The 15,705-nt window shown below is 68.8% G+C and carries 20 protein-coding genes and 1 pseudogene; 8 read left to right on the forward strand and 13 right to left on the reverse strand.

Annotation, left to right across the window (positions count from 1 at the left end; all coding sequences use genetic code 11):
• Positions 1-207: a hypothetical protein gene (locus tag ACGFX9_RS04015; protein ID WP_393464170.1), complete on the reverse strand. Its 207-nt coding sequence runs from the start codon at positions 205-207 to the stop codon at positions 1-3.
• 96 nt (positions 208-303) lie between these two features.
• Positions 304-1,683 (reverse strand): glycine--tRNA ligase, encoded by a 1,380-nt coding sequence (locus ACGFX9_RS04020; protein ID WP_344527453.1) that lies wholly within the window; start codon positions 1,681-1,683, stop codon positions 304-306.
• Between the two features lie 144 nt (positions 1,684-1,827).
• Between ACGFX9_RS04020 and ACGFX9_RS04025 the strand changes: the two genes are divergently transcribed.
• The 4 genes from ACGFX9_RS04025 to ACGFX9_RS04040 all read left to right on the forward strand — a co-directional run bounded on the left by ACGFX9_RS04025 (position 1,828) and on the right by ACGFX9_RS04040 (position 5,051).
• The gene (locus ACGFX9_RS04025; RefSeq protein WP_393464173.1) at positions 1,828-2,808 is read left to right on the forward strand and encodes a metal ABC transporter substrate-binding protein; all 981 of its coding nucleotides are present in this window, start codon (positions 1,828-1,830) and stop codon (positions 2,806-2,808) included.
• Between the two features lie 32 nt (positions 2,809-2,840).
• Entirely contained in the window at positions 2,841-3,641 is an 801-nt protein-coding gene (locus tag ACGFX9_RS04030) for a metal ABC transporter ATP-binding protein (RefSeq protein WP_393464176.1), read from the forward strand.
• Between the two features lie 8 nt (positions 3,642-3,649).
• Positions 3,650-4,543, forward strand: a complete 894-nt coding sequence (locus ACGFX9_RS04035; RefSeq protein WP_393465616.1) for a metal ABC transporter permease — start codon at positions 3,650-3,652, stop codon at positions 4,541-4,543.
• A gap of 79 nt (positions 4,544-4,622) precedes the next feature.
• Entirely contained in the window at positions 4,623-5,051 is a 429-nt protein-coding gene (locus tag ACGFX9_RS04040) for a Fur family transcriptional regulator (RefSeq protein WP_393464179.1), read from the forward strand.
• A gap of 70 nt (positions 5,052-5,121) precedes the next feature.
• On the opposite strand, the gene ACGFX9_RS04045 is transcribed toward ACGFX9_RS04040, so the two are convergent.
• Together ACGFX9_RS04045 and recO are read right to left on the reverse strand one after the other, a co-directional pair.
• Positions 5,122-5,943: an isoprenyl transferase gene (locus ACGFX9_RS04045; protein WP_393464182.1), complete on the reverse strand. Its 822-nt coding sequence runs from the start codon at positions 5,941-5,943 to the stop codon at positions 5,122-5,124.
• Positions 5,944-5,974: 31 nt separating this feature from the next.
• The gene (gene recO, locus ACGFX9_RS04050; RefSeq protein WP_393464189.1) at positions 5,975-6,727 is read right to left on the reverse strand and encodes a DNA repair protein RecO; all 753 of its coding nucleotides are present in this window, start codon (positions 6,725-6,727) and stop codon (positions 5,975-5,977) included.
• Positions 6,728-6,846: 119 nt separating this feature from the next.
• On the opposite strand from recO, the gene ACGFX9_RS04055 reads away from it, so the two are divergent.
• Positions 6,847-7,524, forward strand: coding sequence for an AIM24 family protein (locus tag ACGFX9_RS04055; RefSeq protein ID WP_393464192.1), 678 nt, complete (start codon positions 6,847-6,849; stop codon positions 7,522-7,524).
• Positions 7,525-7,557: 33 nt separating this feature from the next.
• Here ACGFX9_RS04055 and ACGFX9_RS04060 read toward each other — a convergent pair whose 3' ends face one another.
• From ACGFX9_RS04060 to ACGFX9_RS04075, 4 genes are all read right to left on the reverse strand, one after another.
• Complete coding sequence (locus ACGFX9_RS04060) at positions 7,558-8,031, reverse strand: carboxymuconolactone decarboxylase family protein (RefSeq protein WP_393464195.1); 474 nt, start codon at positions 8,029-8,031, stop codon at positions 7,558-7,560.
• An 89-nt stretch (positions 8,032-8,120) separates the two neighbouring features.
• On the reverse strand, positions 8,121-8,747 hold the full coding sequence (locus ACGFX9_RS04065; RefSeq protein ID WP_393464197.1) for a DUF1266 domain-containing protein: 627 nt from the start codon (positions 8,745-8,747) through the stop codon (positions 8,121-8,123).
• Positions 8,748-8,763: 16 nt separating this feature from the next.
• Positions 8,764-8,952 (reverse strand): hypothetical protein, encoded by a 189-nt coding sequence (locus ACGFX9_RS04070; protein ID WP_393465619.1) that lies wholly within the window; start codon positions 8,950-8,952, stop codon positions 8,764-8,766.
• 26 nt (positions 8,953-8,978) lie between these two features.
• Positions 8,979-9,200 carry a hypothetical protein gene (locus ACGFX9_RS04075; RefSeq protein WP_393464200.1) on the reverse strand — a complete coding sequence of 74 codons (222 nt, stop codon included), beginning with the start codon at positions 9,198-9,200 and terminating at the stop codon, positions 8,979-8,981.
• Between the two features lie 118 nt (positions 9,201-9,318).
• Between ACGFX9_RS04075 and ACGFX9_RS04080 the strand changes: the two genes are divergently transcribed.
• On the forward strand, positions 9,319-10,152 hold the full coding sequence (locus tag ACGFX9_RS04080) for a helix-turn-helix domain-containing protein (protein WP_393464203.1): 834 nt from the start codon (positions 9,319-9,321) through the stop codon (positions 10,150-10,152).
• Entirely contained in the window at positions 10,134-10,340 is a 207-nt protein-coding gene (locus ACGFX9_RS04085) for a DUF397 domain-containing protein (RefSeq protein WP_393464206.1), read from the forward strand. Before ACGFX9_RS04080 ends, ACGFX9_RS04085 begins: the two co-directional genes overlap by 19 nt.
• Here ACGFX9_RS04085 and ACGFX9_RS04090 read toward each other — a convergent pair.
• Genes ACGFX9_RS04090 through ACGFX9_RS04100 form a run of 3 tightly spaced genes read right to left on the reverse strand, consistent with a single transcriptional unit; the run spans position 10,327 to position 12,744 of the window.
• Positions 10,327-11,802 (reverse strand): membrane-associated oxidoreductase, encoded by a 1,476-nt coding sequence (locus ACGFX9_RS04090; protein WP_393464209.1) that lies wholly within the window; start codon positions 11,800-11,802, stop codon positions 10,327-10,329. The two genes, ACGFX9_RS04085 and ACGFX9_RS04090, sit on opposite strands and share 14 nt — an antisense overlap.
• A 32-nt stretch (positions 11,803-11,834) precedes the next feature.
• Positions 11,835-11,960: a hypothetical protein gene (locus tag ACGFX9_RS04095; RefSeq protein WP_393464211.1), complete on the reverse strand. Its 126-nt coding sequence runs from the start codon at positions 11,958-11,960 to the stop codon at positions 11,835-11,837.
• 10 nt (positions 11,961-11,970) lie between these two features.
• Positions 11,971-12,744, reverse strand: coding sequence for an AraC family transcriptional regulator (locus ACGFX9_RS04100; RefSeq protein WP_393464214.1), 774 nt, complete (start codon positions 12,742-12,744; stop codon positions 11,971-11,973).
• A 56-nt stretch (positions 12,745-12,800) separates the two neighbouring features.
• Here ACGFX9_RS04100 and ACGFX9_RS04105 point away from each other — a divergent pair, with 56 nt between their 5' ends.
• Complete coding sequence (locus ACGFX9_RS04105) at positions 12,801-13,382, forward strand: class I SAM-dependent methyltransferase (RefSeq protein WP_393464217.1); 582 nt, start codon at positions 12,801-12,803, stop codon at positions 13,380-13,382.
• 117 nt (positions 13,383-13,499) lie between these two features.
• Here ACGFX9_RS04105 and ACGFX9_RS04110 read toward each other — a convergent pair whose 3' ends face one another.
• Positions 13,500-15,422, reverse strand: a complete 1,923-nt coding sequence (locus tag ACGFX9_RS04110; protein WP_393464220.1) for a beta-galactosidase — start codon at positions 15,420-15,422, stop codon at positions 13,500-13,502.
• Position 15,423: 1 nt separating this feature from the next.
• Positions 15,424-15,555, reverse strand: a pseudogene (locus tag ACGFX9_RS04115) (transcriptional regulator); the annotation flags it as partial.
• Positions 15,556-15,705: the final 150 nt, after the last annotated feature.

The raw sequence follows: 15,705 nt of genomic DNA on the forward strand, positions 1-15,705 counted from the left end.
CTAAGGCACCGAAGGATCCACCGTGGCCTGATGCTCCCCGGCCAGGTGTTCCTCTGCCTTGAGCCACGGCAGGAACTGCACCTTCCTGCTCCATCCGCAGGTGTCGCAGCTCAGCTGCCGCTGCACCCCCGCCTTTTGCACGTGCACGACATGCTCGCGCCCGTGCTGGTCCCATCTGCTGACCTTGCTTGTGGTCGTCGAAGGCATGGCGCCCAGTGTGCAGCAGAAGCCCCCGGTTCCATACTCGGAACCGGGGGCTTCTTTCAAGCTTCACCAAGCTTCACTCAATGCGAGCCGCAGGCGTCAGCAGCCCACCAGGCGCGAGGCGAGGTAGCCCTCGATCTGGTCGAGGGAGACCCGCTCCTGCTTCATCGAGTCACGCTCGCGCACCGTCACCGCGTTGTCGTCCAGGGTGTCGAAGTCGACCGTCACGCAGTACGGCGTGCCGATCTCGTCCTGGCGGCGGTAGCGGCGGCCGATGGCGCCCGCGTCGTCGAAGTCGATGTTCCAGTTCTGCCGCAGGGCCGTGGCCAGGCCCTTGGCCTTCGGCGACAGCTCCGGGTTGCGGGAGAGCGGGAGCACCGCGACCTTCACCGGGGCGATGCGGTGGTCGAAGCGCATGACCGTCCGCTTCTCCAGCTTGCCCTTGGCGTTGGGCGCCTCGTCCTCGATGTAGGAGTCGAGGAGGAAGGCCAGCATGGTGCGGCCGACGCCCGCCGCGGGCTCGATGACGTACGGAGTCCAGCGCTCGCCGGCCTCCTGGTCGAAGTAGGACAGGTCCTGGCCCGACGCCTTGGAGTGCGCGGAGAGGTCGTAGTCCGTGCGGTTGGCGACGCCCTCCAGCTCGCCCCACTCGCTGCCGCCGAAGCGGAAGCGGTACTCGATGTCAGCGGTGCGCTTGGAGTAGTGGGAGAGCTTCTCCTTCGGGTGCTCGAACCACCGCATGTTCTCCTCGCGCAGGCCCAGGCCGGTGTACCAGTTCCAGCGCTGCTCCATCCAGTACTCCTGCCACTTCTCGTCCTCGCCCGGCTTGACGAAGAACTCCATCTCCATCTGCTCGAACTCGCGGGTCCGGAAGATGAAGTTGCCGGGCGTGATCTCGTTGCGGAAGGACTTGCCCATCTGCGCGATGCCGAACGGCGGCTTCTTGCGCGAAGTCTGCTGGACCTGGGCGAAGTTGGTGAAGATGCCCTGCGCGGTCTCGGGGCGCAGGTAGGCGACGGAGCCGCTGTCCTGCGTGGGGCCGAGGTGCGTGGCGAGCATGCCGGAGAACTGCTTGGGCTCGGTGAACTGGCCCTTGGTGCCGCAGTTGGGGCAGTTGACGTCGGCCAGGGACTCGGGCGGACGGCCGTGCTTGGCCTCGTACGCCTCTTCCAGGTGGTCGGCGCGGTGCCGCTTGTGGCAGGAGAGGCACTCGGTCAACGGGTCGGAGAACGTGGCGACGTGACCGGAGGCCTGCCAGACCTCCGTGGCCAGGATCACCGACGAGTCGATGCCGACGACATCCTCGCGCGAGGTGACCATGTAGCGCCACCACTGGCGCTTGAGGTTCTCCTTGAGCTCGACGCCGAGCGGCCCGTAATCCCAGGCGGCACGCTGGCCGCCGTAGATCTCACTGCACGGGTAAACAAAGCCACGGCGCTTGCTCAGGCTGACGATGCTGTCGATCTTGTCGGCGGCCACGGTGCTCTCTTCATTACGACGGTGGGCGAAGCGAATGCTTCAGGTTACCGGCGGCCTTACCCCCCTAATCAAATCGGTTCCGGTCCAGCTTCGCCAGAGACCGCTAGTTGACAATCGTTTCCAGATTTGTTGAAAATGAGTGTCATGAACGTACGCCGCCTCATACCCACCGCAGCCGTCGCCTCCGTCACGGTCCTCGGACTCACGGCCCTGTCCGCCTGCTCGTCCTCCAGCGCCGCGGACAAGGACGGCGACGGCAAGCTGAACGTGACGGCGTCGTTCTACCCCATGCAGTACCTCGCCCAGGAGATCGGCGGCGACCACGTCTCCGTGGACACCCTGACCAAGCCGGGTGTCGAGCCGCACGACCTGGAGCTCAGCCCCCGGCAGACCGCCTCCCTGGGCGAAGCGGACTTCATCCTGTACCTCAAGGGCATCCAGCCCGCCGTCGACGACGCCATCGGCCAGTCCGGCGTGAAGAACACCGTGGATGCCGCAACCCTCACCAAGCTGGAGAAGCACGGCACCGGGGTCGGCCACGACCACGGCGACGAGCACGCCGAAGAGCACGCCGACGAAGACCACGAGGGCGAAGGCGAAGCCGGCGCCGACCCCCACATCTGGCTGGACCCGGTGAAGTACTCCGAGGTCGCCGAGGGCGTCGGCAAGGCGATGGAGAAGGCCGACCCGGACCACGCGGCGGCGTACAAGAAGAACACCAAGGCCCTGGTCAAGAAGCTGGACGGCCTGAACACGAAGTTTGAGAACGGCCTGAAGAACACCGGGACGAAGACCTTCATCACCACGCACTCCGCCTTCGGCTACCTCGCCGAGCGCTACGGCCTGGACCAGGAGGGCATCTCCGGCATCGACCCCGAGTCGGACCCGAGCCCCGCCCGCATCAAGGAGCTCCAGGACCTCGCCAAGGAGGAGAAGGTCTCCACGGTGTTCTTCGAGATGCTCGCCAGCAAGAAGACCGCCGAGACCCTCGCGAAGGACGCGGGCCTCAAGACGGACGTCCTGGACCCGCTGGAGGGAATTACGGGCAAGTCCAAGGGCGATGACTACATCGAGGTCATGGAGTCCAACCTCGCCGCGCTCCAGAAGGCCCTAGGCGCGAAGTGAGACAACGGCTGGCAGCATCGGAGGCGCACGCCATGAAGGACACGGACGCAGTGGGTTCCGCCCCGCCCGTCATATCCGTGCGGGCGGCCACGGCCACCCTCGGCGCGCGCCCCGTGCTGCGCGGCATCGATCTCACCGTCAGGCCCGGCGAGGTCGTGGCCCTGCTCGGCGCGAACGGCTCGGGCAAGTCCACCGCCGTCCGCTCGGTGATCGGCCAAGTCCCGCTCACCGGCGGCGACATAAGCCTCTTCGGCACCCCCCTGAAGCGCTTCAGGCAGTGGGCCCGCATCGGCTACGTACCGCAGCGCACGACGGCCGCGAGCGGCGTCCCGGCGACGATCCGCGAGGTCGTGTCGTCCGGCCGTCTCTCGCGTACGAAGCTGACGAAGCTGGGCTGGACGACGAAGGCGGACCGCGCGGCGGTCGACCGGGCCATCGGGCTCGTCGGCCTCGCGGACCGCGCCAAGGACTCCGTGAGCGCCCTCTCCGGCGGCCAGCACCAGCGCGTGCTCATCGCCCGCGCGCTGGCCTCCGAGCCGGAGCTGCTGATCATGGACGAGCCGATGGCGGGCGTCGACCTGGCGAGCCAGGAGATCCTCGCCGACACCCTGCGCGAGCAGGTCGCGGCCGGTACGACGGTCCTGCTCGTCCTGCATGAGCTCGGCGCCCTTGAGCCGCTGATCGACCGCGCGATCGTCCTGCGCGACGGCTGCGTGACGCACGATGGCCCGCCGCCCAAGGCCACGGGACAGCATGCGCTGCCCGGCCACGACCACGTACATCCGCACTCGGCCGACGAGCACGAGCCGATCCGCACGGGACTGCTGAGCTGATGATGACGATGGAAATCCTCCAGACCGAGTTCATGCAGCGGGCGCTGATCGCCGCCGTCCTGGTCGGCATCACGGCCCCCGCCATCGGCATCTACCTCGTCCAGCGCCGCCAGGCCCTGATGGGCGACGGCATCGGTCACATCGCGATGACGGGCGTGGGCCTCGGCTTCCTGCTCAATTCGAGCCCGGTGTGGATGGCCACGCTCATCTCCGTCGTGGGTGCGGTGACCATGGAGCTGATCAGGGCGTACGGCAAGACGCGCGGCGACATCGCCCTCGCGATGCTCTTCTACGGCGGCATGGCGGGCGGTGTCCTGCTGATCAACCTCTCGGACACCGGTTCCAACGCGAACCTCTCCTCGTACCTCTTCGGCTCGCTCTCGACGGTCTCCGACTCCGACGTCACGGCGATCTGCCTGCTCGCGGCCTTTGTGGTCCTGGTCACGGTGGGCCTGCGCAAGCAGCTGTTCGCGGTGAGCCAGGACGAGGAGTTCGCGCGGGTGACGGGTCTGCCGGTGCGGGCGCTGAACCTGCTGATCGCGGTCACCGCCGCGGTCACGGTGACGGTCGCGATGCGGGTCGTGGGCCTGCTTCTGGTGAGTGCGCTCATGGTGGTGCCGGTGGCTGCGGCGCAGCAGATCACCCGCTCGTTCAAGGTGACGTTCATCCTGTCGGTGGTCATCGGCACGGCCGTGACGCTGTCCGGCACGGTCACCTCGTACTACCAGGACGTGCCGCCGGGAGCGACCATCGTGCTGATGGCGATCGGCGTCTTCGTCGTCCTGACGGCGCTCGCGACGCCCCTCGCGCGCCGCCGCGCACGGGCCGTGACCGCCGCCGATGCCACCTGCACGGCGGACGTCCCCGAGGCCCGGCGGGCCTCGGACGGGGCCACCGTCTGAGAGTGAGCTGGCACAATGGCCCGACGGGATACGACAGATGTGCGGGCGATCGTGCGAGTGATCAGTTGAGGAGGCACCTGTGACAACGGCTGCGGGACCCCCGGTACGAGGCCGATCCACCCGGCAGCGTGCCGCGGTGGCGGCGGCCCTGGGCGAGGTGGACGAGTTCCGCAGTGCGCAGGACCTGCACGACATGCTCAAGCACAAGGGCGACTCGGTGGGCCTGACCACGGTCTACCGCACGCTCCAGTCCCTCGCCGACGCCGGCGAGGTCGACGTGCTGCGCACCGACGAGGGCGAGTCGGTCTACCGCCGCTGCTCCACCGGCGACCACCACCATCACCTGGTCTGCCGGGTGTGCGGCAAGGCGGTCGAGGTCGAGGGCCCGGCGGTGGAGAAGTGGGCCGAGGCGATCGCTTCGGATCACGGGTACGTCGACGTGGCGCACACCGTGGAGATCTTCGGCACGTGCGCCGAGTGTGCGGAGACTGCCGCGAAGCGGAAGTGACCTGACCTGTACGTACTGTGGGCCCGCACCGGATTCGGTGCGGGCCCGCAGTGCGTTCACGTGAACGAGATCAACTGTTCGCGATCTCTTCCTCGTTCGGGATCGCCCCGCCGAACCGCCGGTCACGCCCGGCGTATTCGAGGCAGGCGCGCCACAGGTCGCGCCGGTCGAAGTCCGGCCACAGCACGTCCTGGAAGACCATCTCGGCGTAACTTGACTGCCAGATCAGGTAGTTGGAGGTGCGCTGCTCGCCGCTGGGGCGCAGGAACAGGTCCACGTCCGGCATGTCCGGGTAGTACATGTACTTGGCGAAGGTCTTCTCGTTCACCTTCGAGGGGTCGAGCTTGCCCGCCGCGACGTCGCGCGCGATGGCCTGCGCGGCGTCGGCGATCTCGGCGCGTCCGCCGTAGTTGACGCAGAAGTACAGGGTCATCGCGTCGTTGTCGACGGTCTGCTCCTGGGCGATCTGGAGCTCCTGGACGACGGACTTCCACATCTTGGGCATGCGGCCCACCCAGCGGATGCGGATGCCAAGGTCGTTCATCTCGTCCCGTCGGCGCCGGATGACGTCGCGGTTGAAGTTCATGAGGAAGCGGACCTCGTCGGGCGAACGCTTCCAGTTCTCGGTGGAGAAGGCGTACAGGGAGAGGTTCTTGACGCCCATCTCCAGGCAACCCTTGAGCACGTCGAGGACGACGCCCTCGCCGACCTTGTGCCCCTCGGTGCGCGGCAGTCCCCGGTCCTTGGCCCAGCGTCCGTTGCCGTCCATGACGCACGCCACATGCTGCGGCACCAGCTCGCCGGGGATCTTCGGCGGCGTGGCGCCCGAGGGGTGCGGCTCGGGGACCTTGTACTCACGGCGGGACCGTCCGAGGATTCCGCGTCGTGCCATGGGGGGCTCTCTCCTACCTAGCTGTTCTCTGTTAAGTGGTTTTCTCTACGTACCGCAGTGAGCGGAGCCCGCGCTCCAAGTGCCAGTGCAGATAGGCGGAAACAAGCCCGCTGCCCTCCCTGACATGCCGCGCCTCGCACGCGTCCGCGGTCTCCCAGTCCCCGGTGAGCAGCGCACCGAGCAGGCCGAGGGCTTCCATCGAGGGTACGACGCTGCCGGGCACCCGGCAGTCGACGCAGACGGAGCCACCCGCGGCCACGGAGAAGAACCGGTTCGGGCCGGGCATTCCGCACTTGGCGCAGGAGCTGAAGCTGGGCGCGTAGCCGTTCACGGCGAGGGAGCGGAGCAGGAACGCGTCGAGGATGAGGTGCGGCTCGTGCTCGCCGTTGGCAAGGGTGCGCAGTCCGCCGACGAGCAGCAGATACTGCTGCACGGCGGGCTCGCCCTCATGATCGGTGAAGCGTTCCGCCGTCTCCAGCATGGCCGTGCCCGCGGTGTAGCGGGCGTAGTCGGTGACGATTCCGCCACCGTACGGAGCGATCGTCTCACTCTGTGTGCACAACGGGAGTCCGCGGCCGATGAGTTCGCTGCCGCGGGCGAAGAACTGCACATCGACGTGGGAGAAGGGTTCGAGCCGTGCCCCGAACTTGGACTTGGTGCGCCGCACGCCGCGGGCGACGGCGCGTACGCGGCCGTGGCTGCGGGTGAGCAGCGTGATGATGCGGTCCGCCTCACCCAGCTTCTGGGTGCGCAGCACGACGCCGTCATCACGGAACAGACTCATGGGCCCATTCTCGCGTACGGGCTGGCCGGGTGTGGCCGGGGTGGCCGATCGGCCGTCACCGGGCGAGTGTTGAGTCCCACCCCCCTGACGGATCCGCCCACACCTGACAATATGCCCGCATGAAGAGTGATCTGTTCTCCTCCGAGCACATGGCGCAGCAGGCCTCCGTCCCCGGGATGACGCTGCAGAACGCCAAGTCGATCAAGTACACGGTCAATGGTGAGATGCACGCCCGGCAGGGCGCGATGATCGCCTACCGCGGCGGCCTGGAGTTCGAGCGCAAGGGCCAGGGCATGGGCGGCATGCTCAAGCGGGCGATGACGGGCGAGGGGCTGCCCCTCATGGCGGTACGGGGCCAGGGCGAGGCGTGGTTCGCGCACGAGGCGCAGAACTGCTTCATCGTCGACGTCGAGCCGGGCGACATGCTCACCGTCAACGGCCGCAACGTGCTGTGTTTCGACGCGACGCTCTCGTACGAGATCAAGACGGTGAAGGGCGCGGGCATCACGGGCGGCGGTCTCTTCAACAGTGTCTTCACGGGGTCCGGGCGCCTCGGTCTGGTCTGCGAGGGAAACCCTCTGGTGATCCCGGTGACGCCGCAGCAGCCGGTGTACGTCGACACGGACGCGGTGGTCGGCTGGACGGCGGACCTCGCCACGACGCTGCACCGCTCGCAGTCCATCGGTTCGATGATCAGGGGCGGCTCCGGGGAGGCCGTGCAGCTGATGCTGCGGGGCGAGGGGTACGTCATCGTGCGCCCGAGCGAGGTGACTCCGCAGAAGCCGCAGCAGCACTAGCGCACGGGACGACGCCCCCTCGCCCCTGCCCGGTTATCCGAACTGGCCCGGTTGGTAGTCGCCGCCGGGCTGGCGGATCATGACGTTGCCGCGGTTGAAGGTGTTGATGAGGGCGATCTGGGCGACCAGGGCGGAGAGCTCTTCCTCGTCGAAGTGCTTGGCGGCATTCGCCCAGGCCTCGTCCGTGACCCCGCCGGCCGCGTCGGCGATGCGGGTGCCCTGCTCCGTCAGCTCAAGCGCGGCGCGCTCGGCCTCGGTGTAGACGGTGGCCTCCCGCCATGCGGCGACCAGGTTGAGGCGCGTGGCGGTCTCACCGGCGGCGGCGGCGTCCTTGGTGTGCATGTCGAGGCAGCCGCCGCAGCCGTTGATCTGGCTCGCGCGGATCTTCACGAGTTCCAGCGTCGAGTCCGGTACCGACGACTCGGTGAGCACCTTGTTCGCCGCGATCATGTGCTTCCAGAACTTGCCCGCGACGGGGCTGGTGAACATGTTGAGACGGGGTTCCATGGTGTGCTCCTCTGCCGTTTTCGTTGGCTGCACACATAGGACGGAACGAGCTCGCCGCGATGTGACATGGGCCCGTGTGACGTACGTCTCTAGCGACCTCCGCGCCGCGCCCGGTCGGGGTGGCTGATCGCTTCCCAGGGGGCGAGGTTCCACGGGCTCGCGGGGTTCGCCGGGTCGAGCAGGGCCTTCAGATGGGCGTCGGAGACGGCCTGCGGCGCGGGGAAGTCCTGGTCCTGGGTGCCCTGGAGGCTGTCGCGCCAGACCTTCCTGCCGAGCAGGTAGTGATCGGCGTACTCCTGCCAGGAGGCGTACGTCCCCGCGACCGTCGGCACGACATTCTTGAGCCGGTTCCAGGTGTCGGCCTCGCTCAGCATCCCGCAGGCGAAGCCCCGCCGTGAGATGTCCACGTACAGCGCGATGTCGAAGGCCAGCGGCGCCACCCCGAGCCGCCGCTGGGCCATCGCGCGATAGCCGGTGCTCGCGAGCCCGCTCAGGCGCCCGAGCAGCTGCTCGGGCGCGGTGATCTCCCACTGCTCGGCCAGCCACTTCTCGGCCTTGCCGTCGTCGATGCGGGTGAACGGGTAGAGGCTCGTCCGGGAGGCGTCCTTGTCCCGGCTCACCGGCGCGCTCAGCGACACCATCCAGAGCTGGTGCATGGTGAGCGGCGCCGGATATCTGGACTCGACCCTCGGCTTGCTCCATTTCCATATGGCCATGCGCCCGGACCTTACGTCACGGGACTTCACCCCGGCTCCGGGCGTTCGCATACGCCGTAGCGGCACGGAGCCTCTCCGAGGTGGTGGCGGTCCTGAGCGCGTCCGGCACGCAGTCCCACTCCCGGCCCCCGCCGAAGGGACGGAGCTGGACGTAGGGCCCCTCGTGGCCCATCACCCTGCCGACCTGTCCGGTGAGGGTGTCCATCGCGTACGAACCGATGGGGAGCAGATTCACGGCGCGACCTCCAGTACGGCGACCAGGCGTGCCGCCGTCTCGACGCGGCATCCGCCCAATTCGATGAGCGGACAAGGCGCCTCCCGGGCCAAGGATGCGGGGTCGATCCGCAATGACGGCAAAGTAATTCCTGCCCGCGCGAGTGCGGTGCGCAATTCCTTCATGGTTTCCTCCGCGTCCTCGACGCATACCGGCGCGTGCGCCTTGTTCTCACCCATCGGGTGGCTCCCCTTTGCCGTCGGATCTCACTCTTCGCATCCCTACGGTGACGGAATCCACCTACACTCGACAGGAGTCTGTCTCCTACAACTGCGGGGCAGCGGAGGGTGGTTGGCCATGGCCAATGGTTCGCGACAGGCGGCCTGGGAGTTCTTCGGCGCGGAGTTGAAGCGGCGACGGGAGGATGCGGGGCTTACGCAGTCGGCGCTGGGGGTGCGGGTTTTTGTTTCCGGGGGTTACGTCGGCCAATTCGAACAGGCTATTCGTAAGCCGCAGTTGGATGTGGCTGAGCGGATCGACGAGGTTCTACAAACCGATGGCTTTTTCGAGCGGATGTGGCGCAAGCTCATCAAGGACCAGCCGTACTCGGAACACTTCGCGCATGCCGCTGAGCTGGAGCGGCTGGCAACGAAGATCTGCGAGTTCGAGCCAGCATTGGTTCCGGGACTCCTCCAGACCCCCGAGTACGCCCGAGCGCTCTTCGTCGCGAGCAATCCATTCGCCGCGGACGAGTACCTCAACGAGTTGCACAGGGCCCGCATGGCCCGTGCCCCGCTCCTCAAAGACGCTACAAGGCCCGTGTATTGGGCGATCGTGCACGAGACCGTCCTCCGTGTACTGGTCGGCGGCCCCACCACCATGGCCGGACAGCTGAACCACCTCGTGGCGATGGCGCGGGAACACAAGGTACTGGTGCAGGTGATCCCCTTCGCTGTGGGGGCACACCCCAGGATGGGCAAGATGATGAAGATCATGGAGTTCGAGGACGCGCCCCCAACTGTCTATACAGAGGCCGTGAATACGGGGAATCTGCTGGACGATCCGGCTGTGGTGAAGCGGGTACAGGCGTCCTACGATCTACTCAGGGCCGTCGCGCTGCCGCCGGAGGCGTCCTTGGCACTCATCCAATCGGCGGCGGAGGACTACAGACGATGCGCGAGCACGACCTGAGCAACGCCCGTTGGCGCAAGAGCAGCCACAGCAGCGGCGATGAAAGTGAGAACTGCGTCGAGGTTGCCGATGGAGTCCCCGGGGTCGTCCCCGTACGGGACAGCAAGGACCCCGAGGGCCCCGCCCTGCTGCTGAGCGCCCCCGCGTGGCACGCATTCGTGACCGGCATCCGCCCTACTGGCGACTGATCGCCCGCGTGATGCCCGCCGCGATCGTCGTGGCGAGGGTCCAGCCCATGATGACCAGGGCGTACCCGAACCACTGAAACGCCCCCCGCGCGGCATACGCACTCTCCTGCCCGAAGTCGATGATCGGGAGCAGCAGGTCAAGGGTGTAGAAGACGGGGTTGAACTCCGGGGCCTCGTCCGGCTTCAGCGCCGCCGGCTCCCGCACGGCGTACGCGACGGAGCCGATCAGGAGCAGCGAGAGCAGCCAGACCGCGGCCCGCGTCGGCCGGAAGCCGTAGCCGACGGTGGCGTCCTGGAGATACCCCCAGGCCTTGGCGTACCAGGCGAGGGTGGTGCGGTGGCGGCGCTGCTTGGCGAGTTGGACCTTGCGGGCGGCGGCGTCGTCCCCGATCCGGCGGTAGGCGGTGGCCAGTTGCTCGTACGCGTACGGGACGTAGCCGTCGGCGTCCCGCTCCAGGATCTGGAGCCGCCGCTCGGCGGGCTCGTGCGGGTCGAGCGTGGTGTAGGTCAGGCCGTCGAGGCGGACCGCGCCCGGCCAGGTCTCCGGGGTGATGTGCAGCAGGTCGAGCTGGGAGCGTCGCAGGGTGACGGTGCCCTCGATGTGGGCGGCCTCGCGGAGCCACAGTTCGCCGACGACGAGGCTGCTGGCGCGCAGGGCCATGCCGCCGGGGTTGGAGAGGCGCGCGTACGCGAAGTTGAGCTGCCCCGGTATACGGGCGCCCCGCAGGTTGATCCGCCCCCGCGCGGTGAGCCGCATGGCGTGCAGATCGGTGCCGCCGCTCAAGTTCGTCGCGTGCAGGGCCGTGTCGCCCGGATTGTTGAGGACGGCGTCGTTGAGGGTGATGGTCCCGGCGACGACGGCTCCCGCGAGGCGGACCATCCCGTGGGCGGTGAAGCCTCCGTCAGCCCGCAGATTGTCATCGACGGTCGCGCGATTGAGCCCGAGGATCGGCTCGGAGAGCGGCAACGCACCCTCCTCGCCGAGCCGCGCCCCTTCGAGGAAGAGCCCCCCGGAGATCCGCGCGCCACCGAGCCGGACGGGCCCCCGCACCCGGCAGCCGGTCATCCGCAGCGAACCGTCGATCCGCAGTGCGACGCCGTGCAGGCCGGGCAGCACGGACCGGCCCAGGCTGAGCTGCCGCAACTGGGCGCCGTATACGTCCAGTTCCTCATCGAAGCGGCAGGCCCACAGATGTATCGGCGCCGCGACATCCGCGTACTGGAGGTCGAGCCGCCCGGTGACGCGAGCGCCGCTGACCCGCAGAACCGGGGTCTCGCCCGCCTGGCGGGGCCCGTCGAGGAGCAGGGCGCGGAGCACCTCGGCCCGTACGGCCCGCTCGGGCCCCCACTCCGCGCCGGCGTCGGCGGGCTCCCTGTCGTGCTCCCGGAAGTCGACGGACCGCCCCAGCGGATACGCGTCCCACACCCGCCGCTCGGCGTCGCTCAGCTCGCTGATCTCCACCGGCGCGACTCTGACGCGGCCCGGATCAGGTGTCAACCAGCAGCGGTGGCAAGGCGATAGCGCACCTCGGCCCGCCCTTCCACCTCTCTCTGATTGACCCGCCCGAGGACGTCACCGTCACCGCCCACCAGGAGGTGGAAGTGGCGGAGTTCGGGCATGGGCCTGACGCTAACCCCGGGGGTTCGGTGGCCGCACCGGGAAATACTGCCGTGGGGTCAGCCCCACGATGCGGTGGAACGCGGCGACGAACGAGCTGGCCGACGCGTAGCCGACGCGCGCGGCCACCGCTTCGATCGGCATGCCATCGGCGAGCATCGGCATGGCCGCCTGCATCCGCAGCCGCTCGCGCCACTGGCCGAACGCCAGGCCCGTCTCGGCAACGAAGAGCCGGGCGAGGGTGCGCCCACTCGCGCCGACGGTGCGGCCCCAGGCCTCCAGGGGGCGCCCGTCGGTGGGGTCGGCGGCCAGCGCCGCCGCGACTTCGCCCGCGCGGGGGTCCTTGGGCTCGGCAACGGAAACGCTCGTCACGGGGACGGGGTGCAGCACGTCGAGGAGGACCCTCTCCGCGCGCGACCGGGCGTCGAGGTCGAGGTCCGTACGGAGCAGGTGGTCGATCAGGGCGCGCAGCAGGGGGCCCGCCGCGAGGACGGTCGGCTCGGTCCAGGACGCGGACTCGGGGCAGCGCGCCGGATCGACGTACGGACTGCGCATCACGGTGTCGCCCTCGGCCTCGGTGGCGTGCGGCAGCCCGGCGGGGATCCACAGGGCGAGGGAGGGCGGAAGCAGCCAGGAGCCGGTGTCGGTACGGATGCGCAGCAACCCCTTTGCCGACCAGGCGAGTTGGTGGACAGGGTGCTGATGCTGGGCGAACTTCACGCCGCGGGGCATGGTGAAGTCACCGACGAAGATGGCGGTAAGCGCCCCGTGTCCGGTCTGCGACATGGGACGGCAGCCTAGCCCGTGGTGGACACGGAGGGCTCGGATCTAGCGTCGCCGGTATGCCAATGAACCGAGCGCACCGCAAGCTGTGCAGTTCCGATCAGTGGGCCCGGACGGTGAAGGACCGCCTCCTCCCCTGGGCCCTCAAAGACGTCGAACTCGGCGACGAGGTCCTGGAGATCGGCCCGGGCTACGGCGCCAACCTGCGCGTACTCGTCGACCAGGTCCCCAGCCTCACGGCGGTCGAGATCGACGCCGACACGGTCCGCCTGCTGGAGCGCGAGTGGGGCGACCGGGCCCGCATCCTGCACGCGGACGGCACGGACCTGCCGCTCCCCGACGCCACGTACTCCTCGGTGGTGTGCTTCACGATGCTCCACCACGTCCCCACCGACGCCCTCCAGAACCGCATCTTCGCTGAGGCGTTCCGCGTACTGCGTCCGGGCGGCGTCTTCGCGGGCAGCGACAGCCAGCCAAGCCTCCGCTTCCGCCTGCTGCACATCCGCGACACGATGAACACCGTGCCCCCGGCGACCCTTCCCGCACGGCTGCGGGCCGCCGGTTTCACGGAGCCGGTGGTGGAACGGCATCCGGAGAGCGGGGGGCTGCGGTTCCGGGCCAGGAAGCCGGTCGGCGGCTGAGAGTTGCAGAGAAATTCCACGCGGGTGAGGCCTGACCAGGAGCTTCTCCCTGCGGCCCTGGAATTCTTCTGCAACCGCCCCCTCCGGAGACCTGGCGGCGGCGATCAGCGACTGCGATCAGCGGCGCCCCCGCCGCACCACCTCCACGCTCAACTCCCGCTCGTCCAGAACCACATGCACCCGCTCCCCCGCCGCCGTCACCCGCGTCCGCGCCTGCACCCCCTCCGGGAGGTCCGGCAGGACGGGGTTCACCCCGCACTCCGCGCGTACGCGGTCCAGGAGCTCCCGCATCCCCTGGGGAGCGGGGCGCGTGCCGAGGTACCAGGCGACTCCCTTGCCGTACGCGTGGCGGGTCACCGCCGGGCTGCCGTCGGGGAACGAGAGCACCGCTTCCGCGCCCTCCAGGTGGATCACCTCCGCCCAGGTGCTGTCGGGGCGGGGGTCGAATTCCTCCACCAGGAGGCCGAGCAGTTCGCGGAAGGGGGCCGGGTAGCCGCCGAGGTGGACGCGGTCGTGTTCGTCCGTGATTCCTGAGAAGTAGGACATGACCAGGGTGCCGCCGGACCGGACGTAGGAGCAGATTCGTTCCGCGGTCTCATTCGTGACCGAGTAAAGATTGGGGATCAGCAGCAATCGATACCGGGTCAGGTCCGCCAAAGCCGCGTCCGCCGGGACCACGTCGCAGGCCACCGAAGCGTCGTACAGCGGCTTGTGGTGGGCCAGGGCCGCCTCCAGGAACGTGACGTCCGCGCTCGGATGCGCGTCCAGTTCCAGCGCCCACCAGCTGGGCCAGTCCACGAGCAGCGCCGCGTCCGCCCGTTCGGGCGTCGAGCCGAGCAGCTCCGGGTGCCCGGCAAGCTCCTCCCCCAGCGCCGCCGCCTCCCGGAAGATCCGCGCCTCCCGCCCCCCATGCGGAACCATCGCCGAGTGGAACTTCTCCGCTCCCCCGCGCGACTGCCGCCACTGGAAGAACAGCACGGAGTCCGCGCCGTGCGCCACCGCCTGCCAGCTGTCCAGGCGCATCCGGCCGGGGGGCTTTCTGCCGTTGCGGGGGCGCCAGTTGACCGCCCCCGGCGCCTGCTCGAGGAGCAGCCATGGCCGGCCGCCCTTGAGGCCTCGCATCACGTCGTACGTGAAGGCCGTGCGGTGGAGGGAGTCCGGGTTGTGGGGGTCGGGGTAGGAGTCGTACGAGATGACGTCCAGGTGCGGGGCCCAGGCGAAGAGGTCGAGCGTCTTGGCCACCGGGACGAAGTTCGTCGTGACGGGGATGTGAGGGGTGATGCGGGTGAGGACCTCCTTTTCGGCCAGGTAGCAGGCGAGGAGCTCGTCCGATGAGAAGCGCCAGTAGTCGAGTTGCTGGGCCGGGTTGCGGAAGGACGGGGCCTTGCGGGGGGTGTGGATCTCCTCGAAGGTGCCGTAGCGCTGCGACCAGAAGTCCGTCGACCACGCCTCGTTGAGGGCGTCCACCGTGCCGTAGCGCTTCCGGAGCCACGTACGGAACGCCGCCGTCGATACCTCGCAGTGGCAGTGGCGTGAGATGTGGCAGCCGTATTCGTTGCCGATGTGCCAGAGGGCGAGGGCGGGGTGCGTTCCGTAGCGGGTGGCCAGGCGCTCGGCCAGGCGTACCGCGTGGGCGCGGTAGACCTGGCTCGACGGGCACCAGTGCTGGCGGGAGCCGGGGTGCAGACGGGTGCCGTCCTCCAGGACCGGGAGGGTCGAGGGGTGGAGGCGGGTCAGCCAGGGTGGCGGGGAGGCGGTCATCGTCGCCAGGCTGACGGCGACGCCCGCCTCGGCCAGGCGGTCCAGGTGGCCGTCAAGCCAGGCGAAGTCGTACGCGCCGGGGGCGGGCTCCGTCTTCGCCCAGGAGAAGATGCCGAGCGTCACGAGGTTCACCCCCGCCTCGCGCATCAGCTCGGTGTCTTCGGCGTGGACTTCGGGGCCCCACTGTTCGGGGTTGTAGTCGCCGCCGTAGCCGAGCGACGACAGGCGTAAGCGGAAGCGGGCCAGCGCATCCGTGTCGGATATTTGCCCCTCTGGCATGTCATCCGACCTTTCGCAACTCGCCGTCGTCGAACACCGCAACCATCACCAGGCTGCCCCCGAGCGCTTCGACGTACCGCGCCATCACATCCCTGCCGGATACCTGCCCGCTCTCGATCTGTGACACTCCGCCCCCGGACGAGTGCGCTGCCCAGAGCCTTGACCGGTTTCGCCGCCGCTCTTATGGTCGCCACGCCACCACGACGTAGGACGTGGGATCTCTCAAGGGAGCAAGGGGAGACACAGTGAGCGACCAGAAGACCAGCATCGGCTCCACCGGGCA

The sequence above is a fragment of the Streptomyces sp. NPDC048436 genome (assembly GCF_043200355.1).
Lineage (GTDB): Bacteria > Actinomycetota > Actinomycetes > Streptomycetales > Streptomycetaceae > Streptomyces.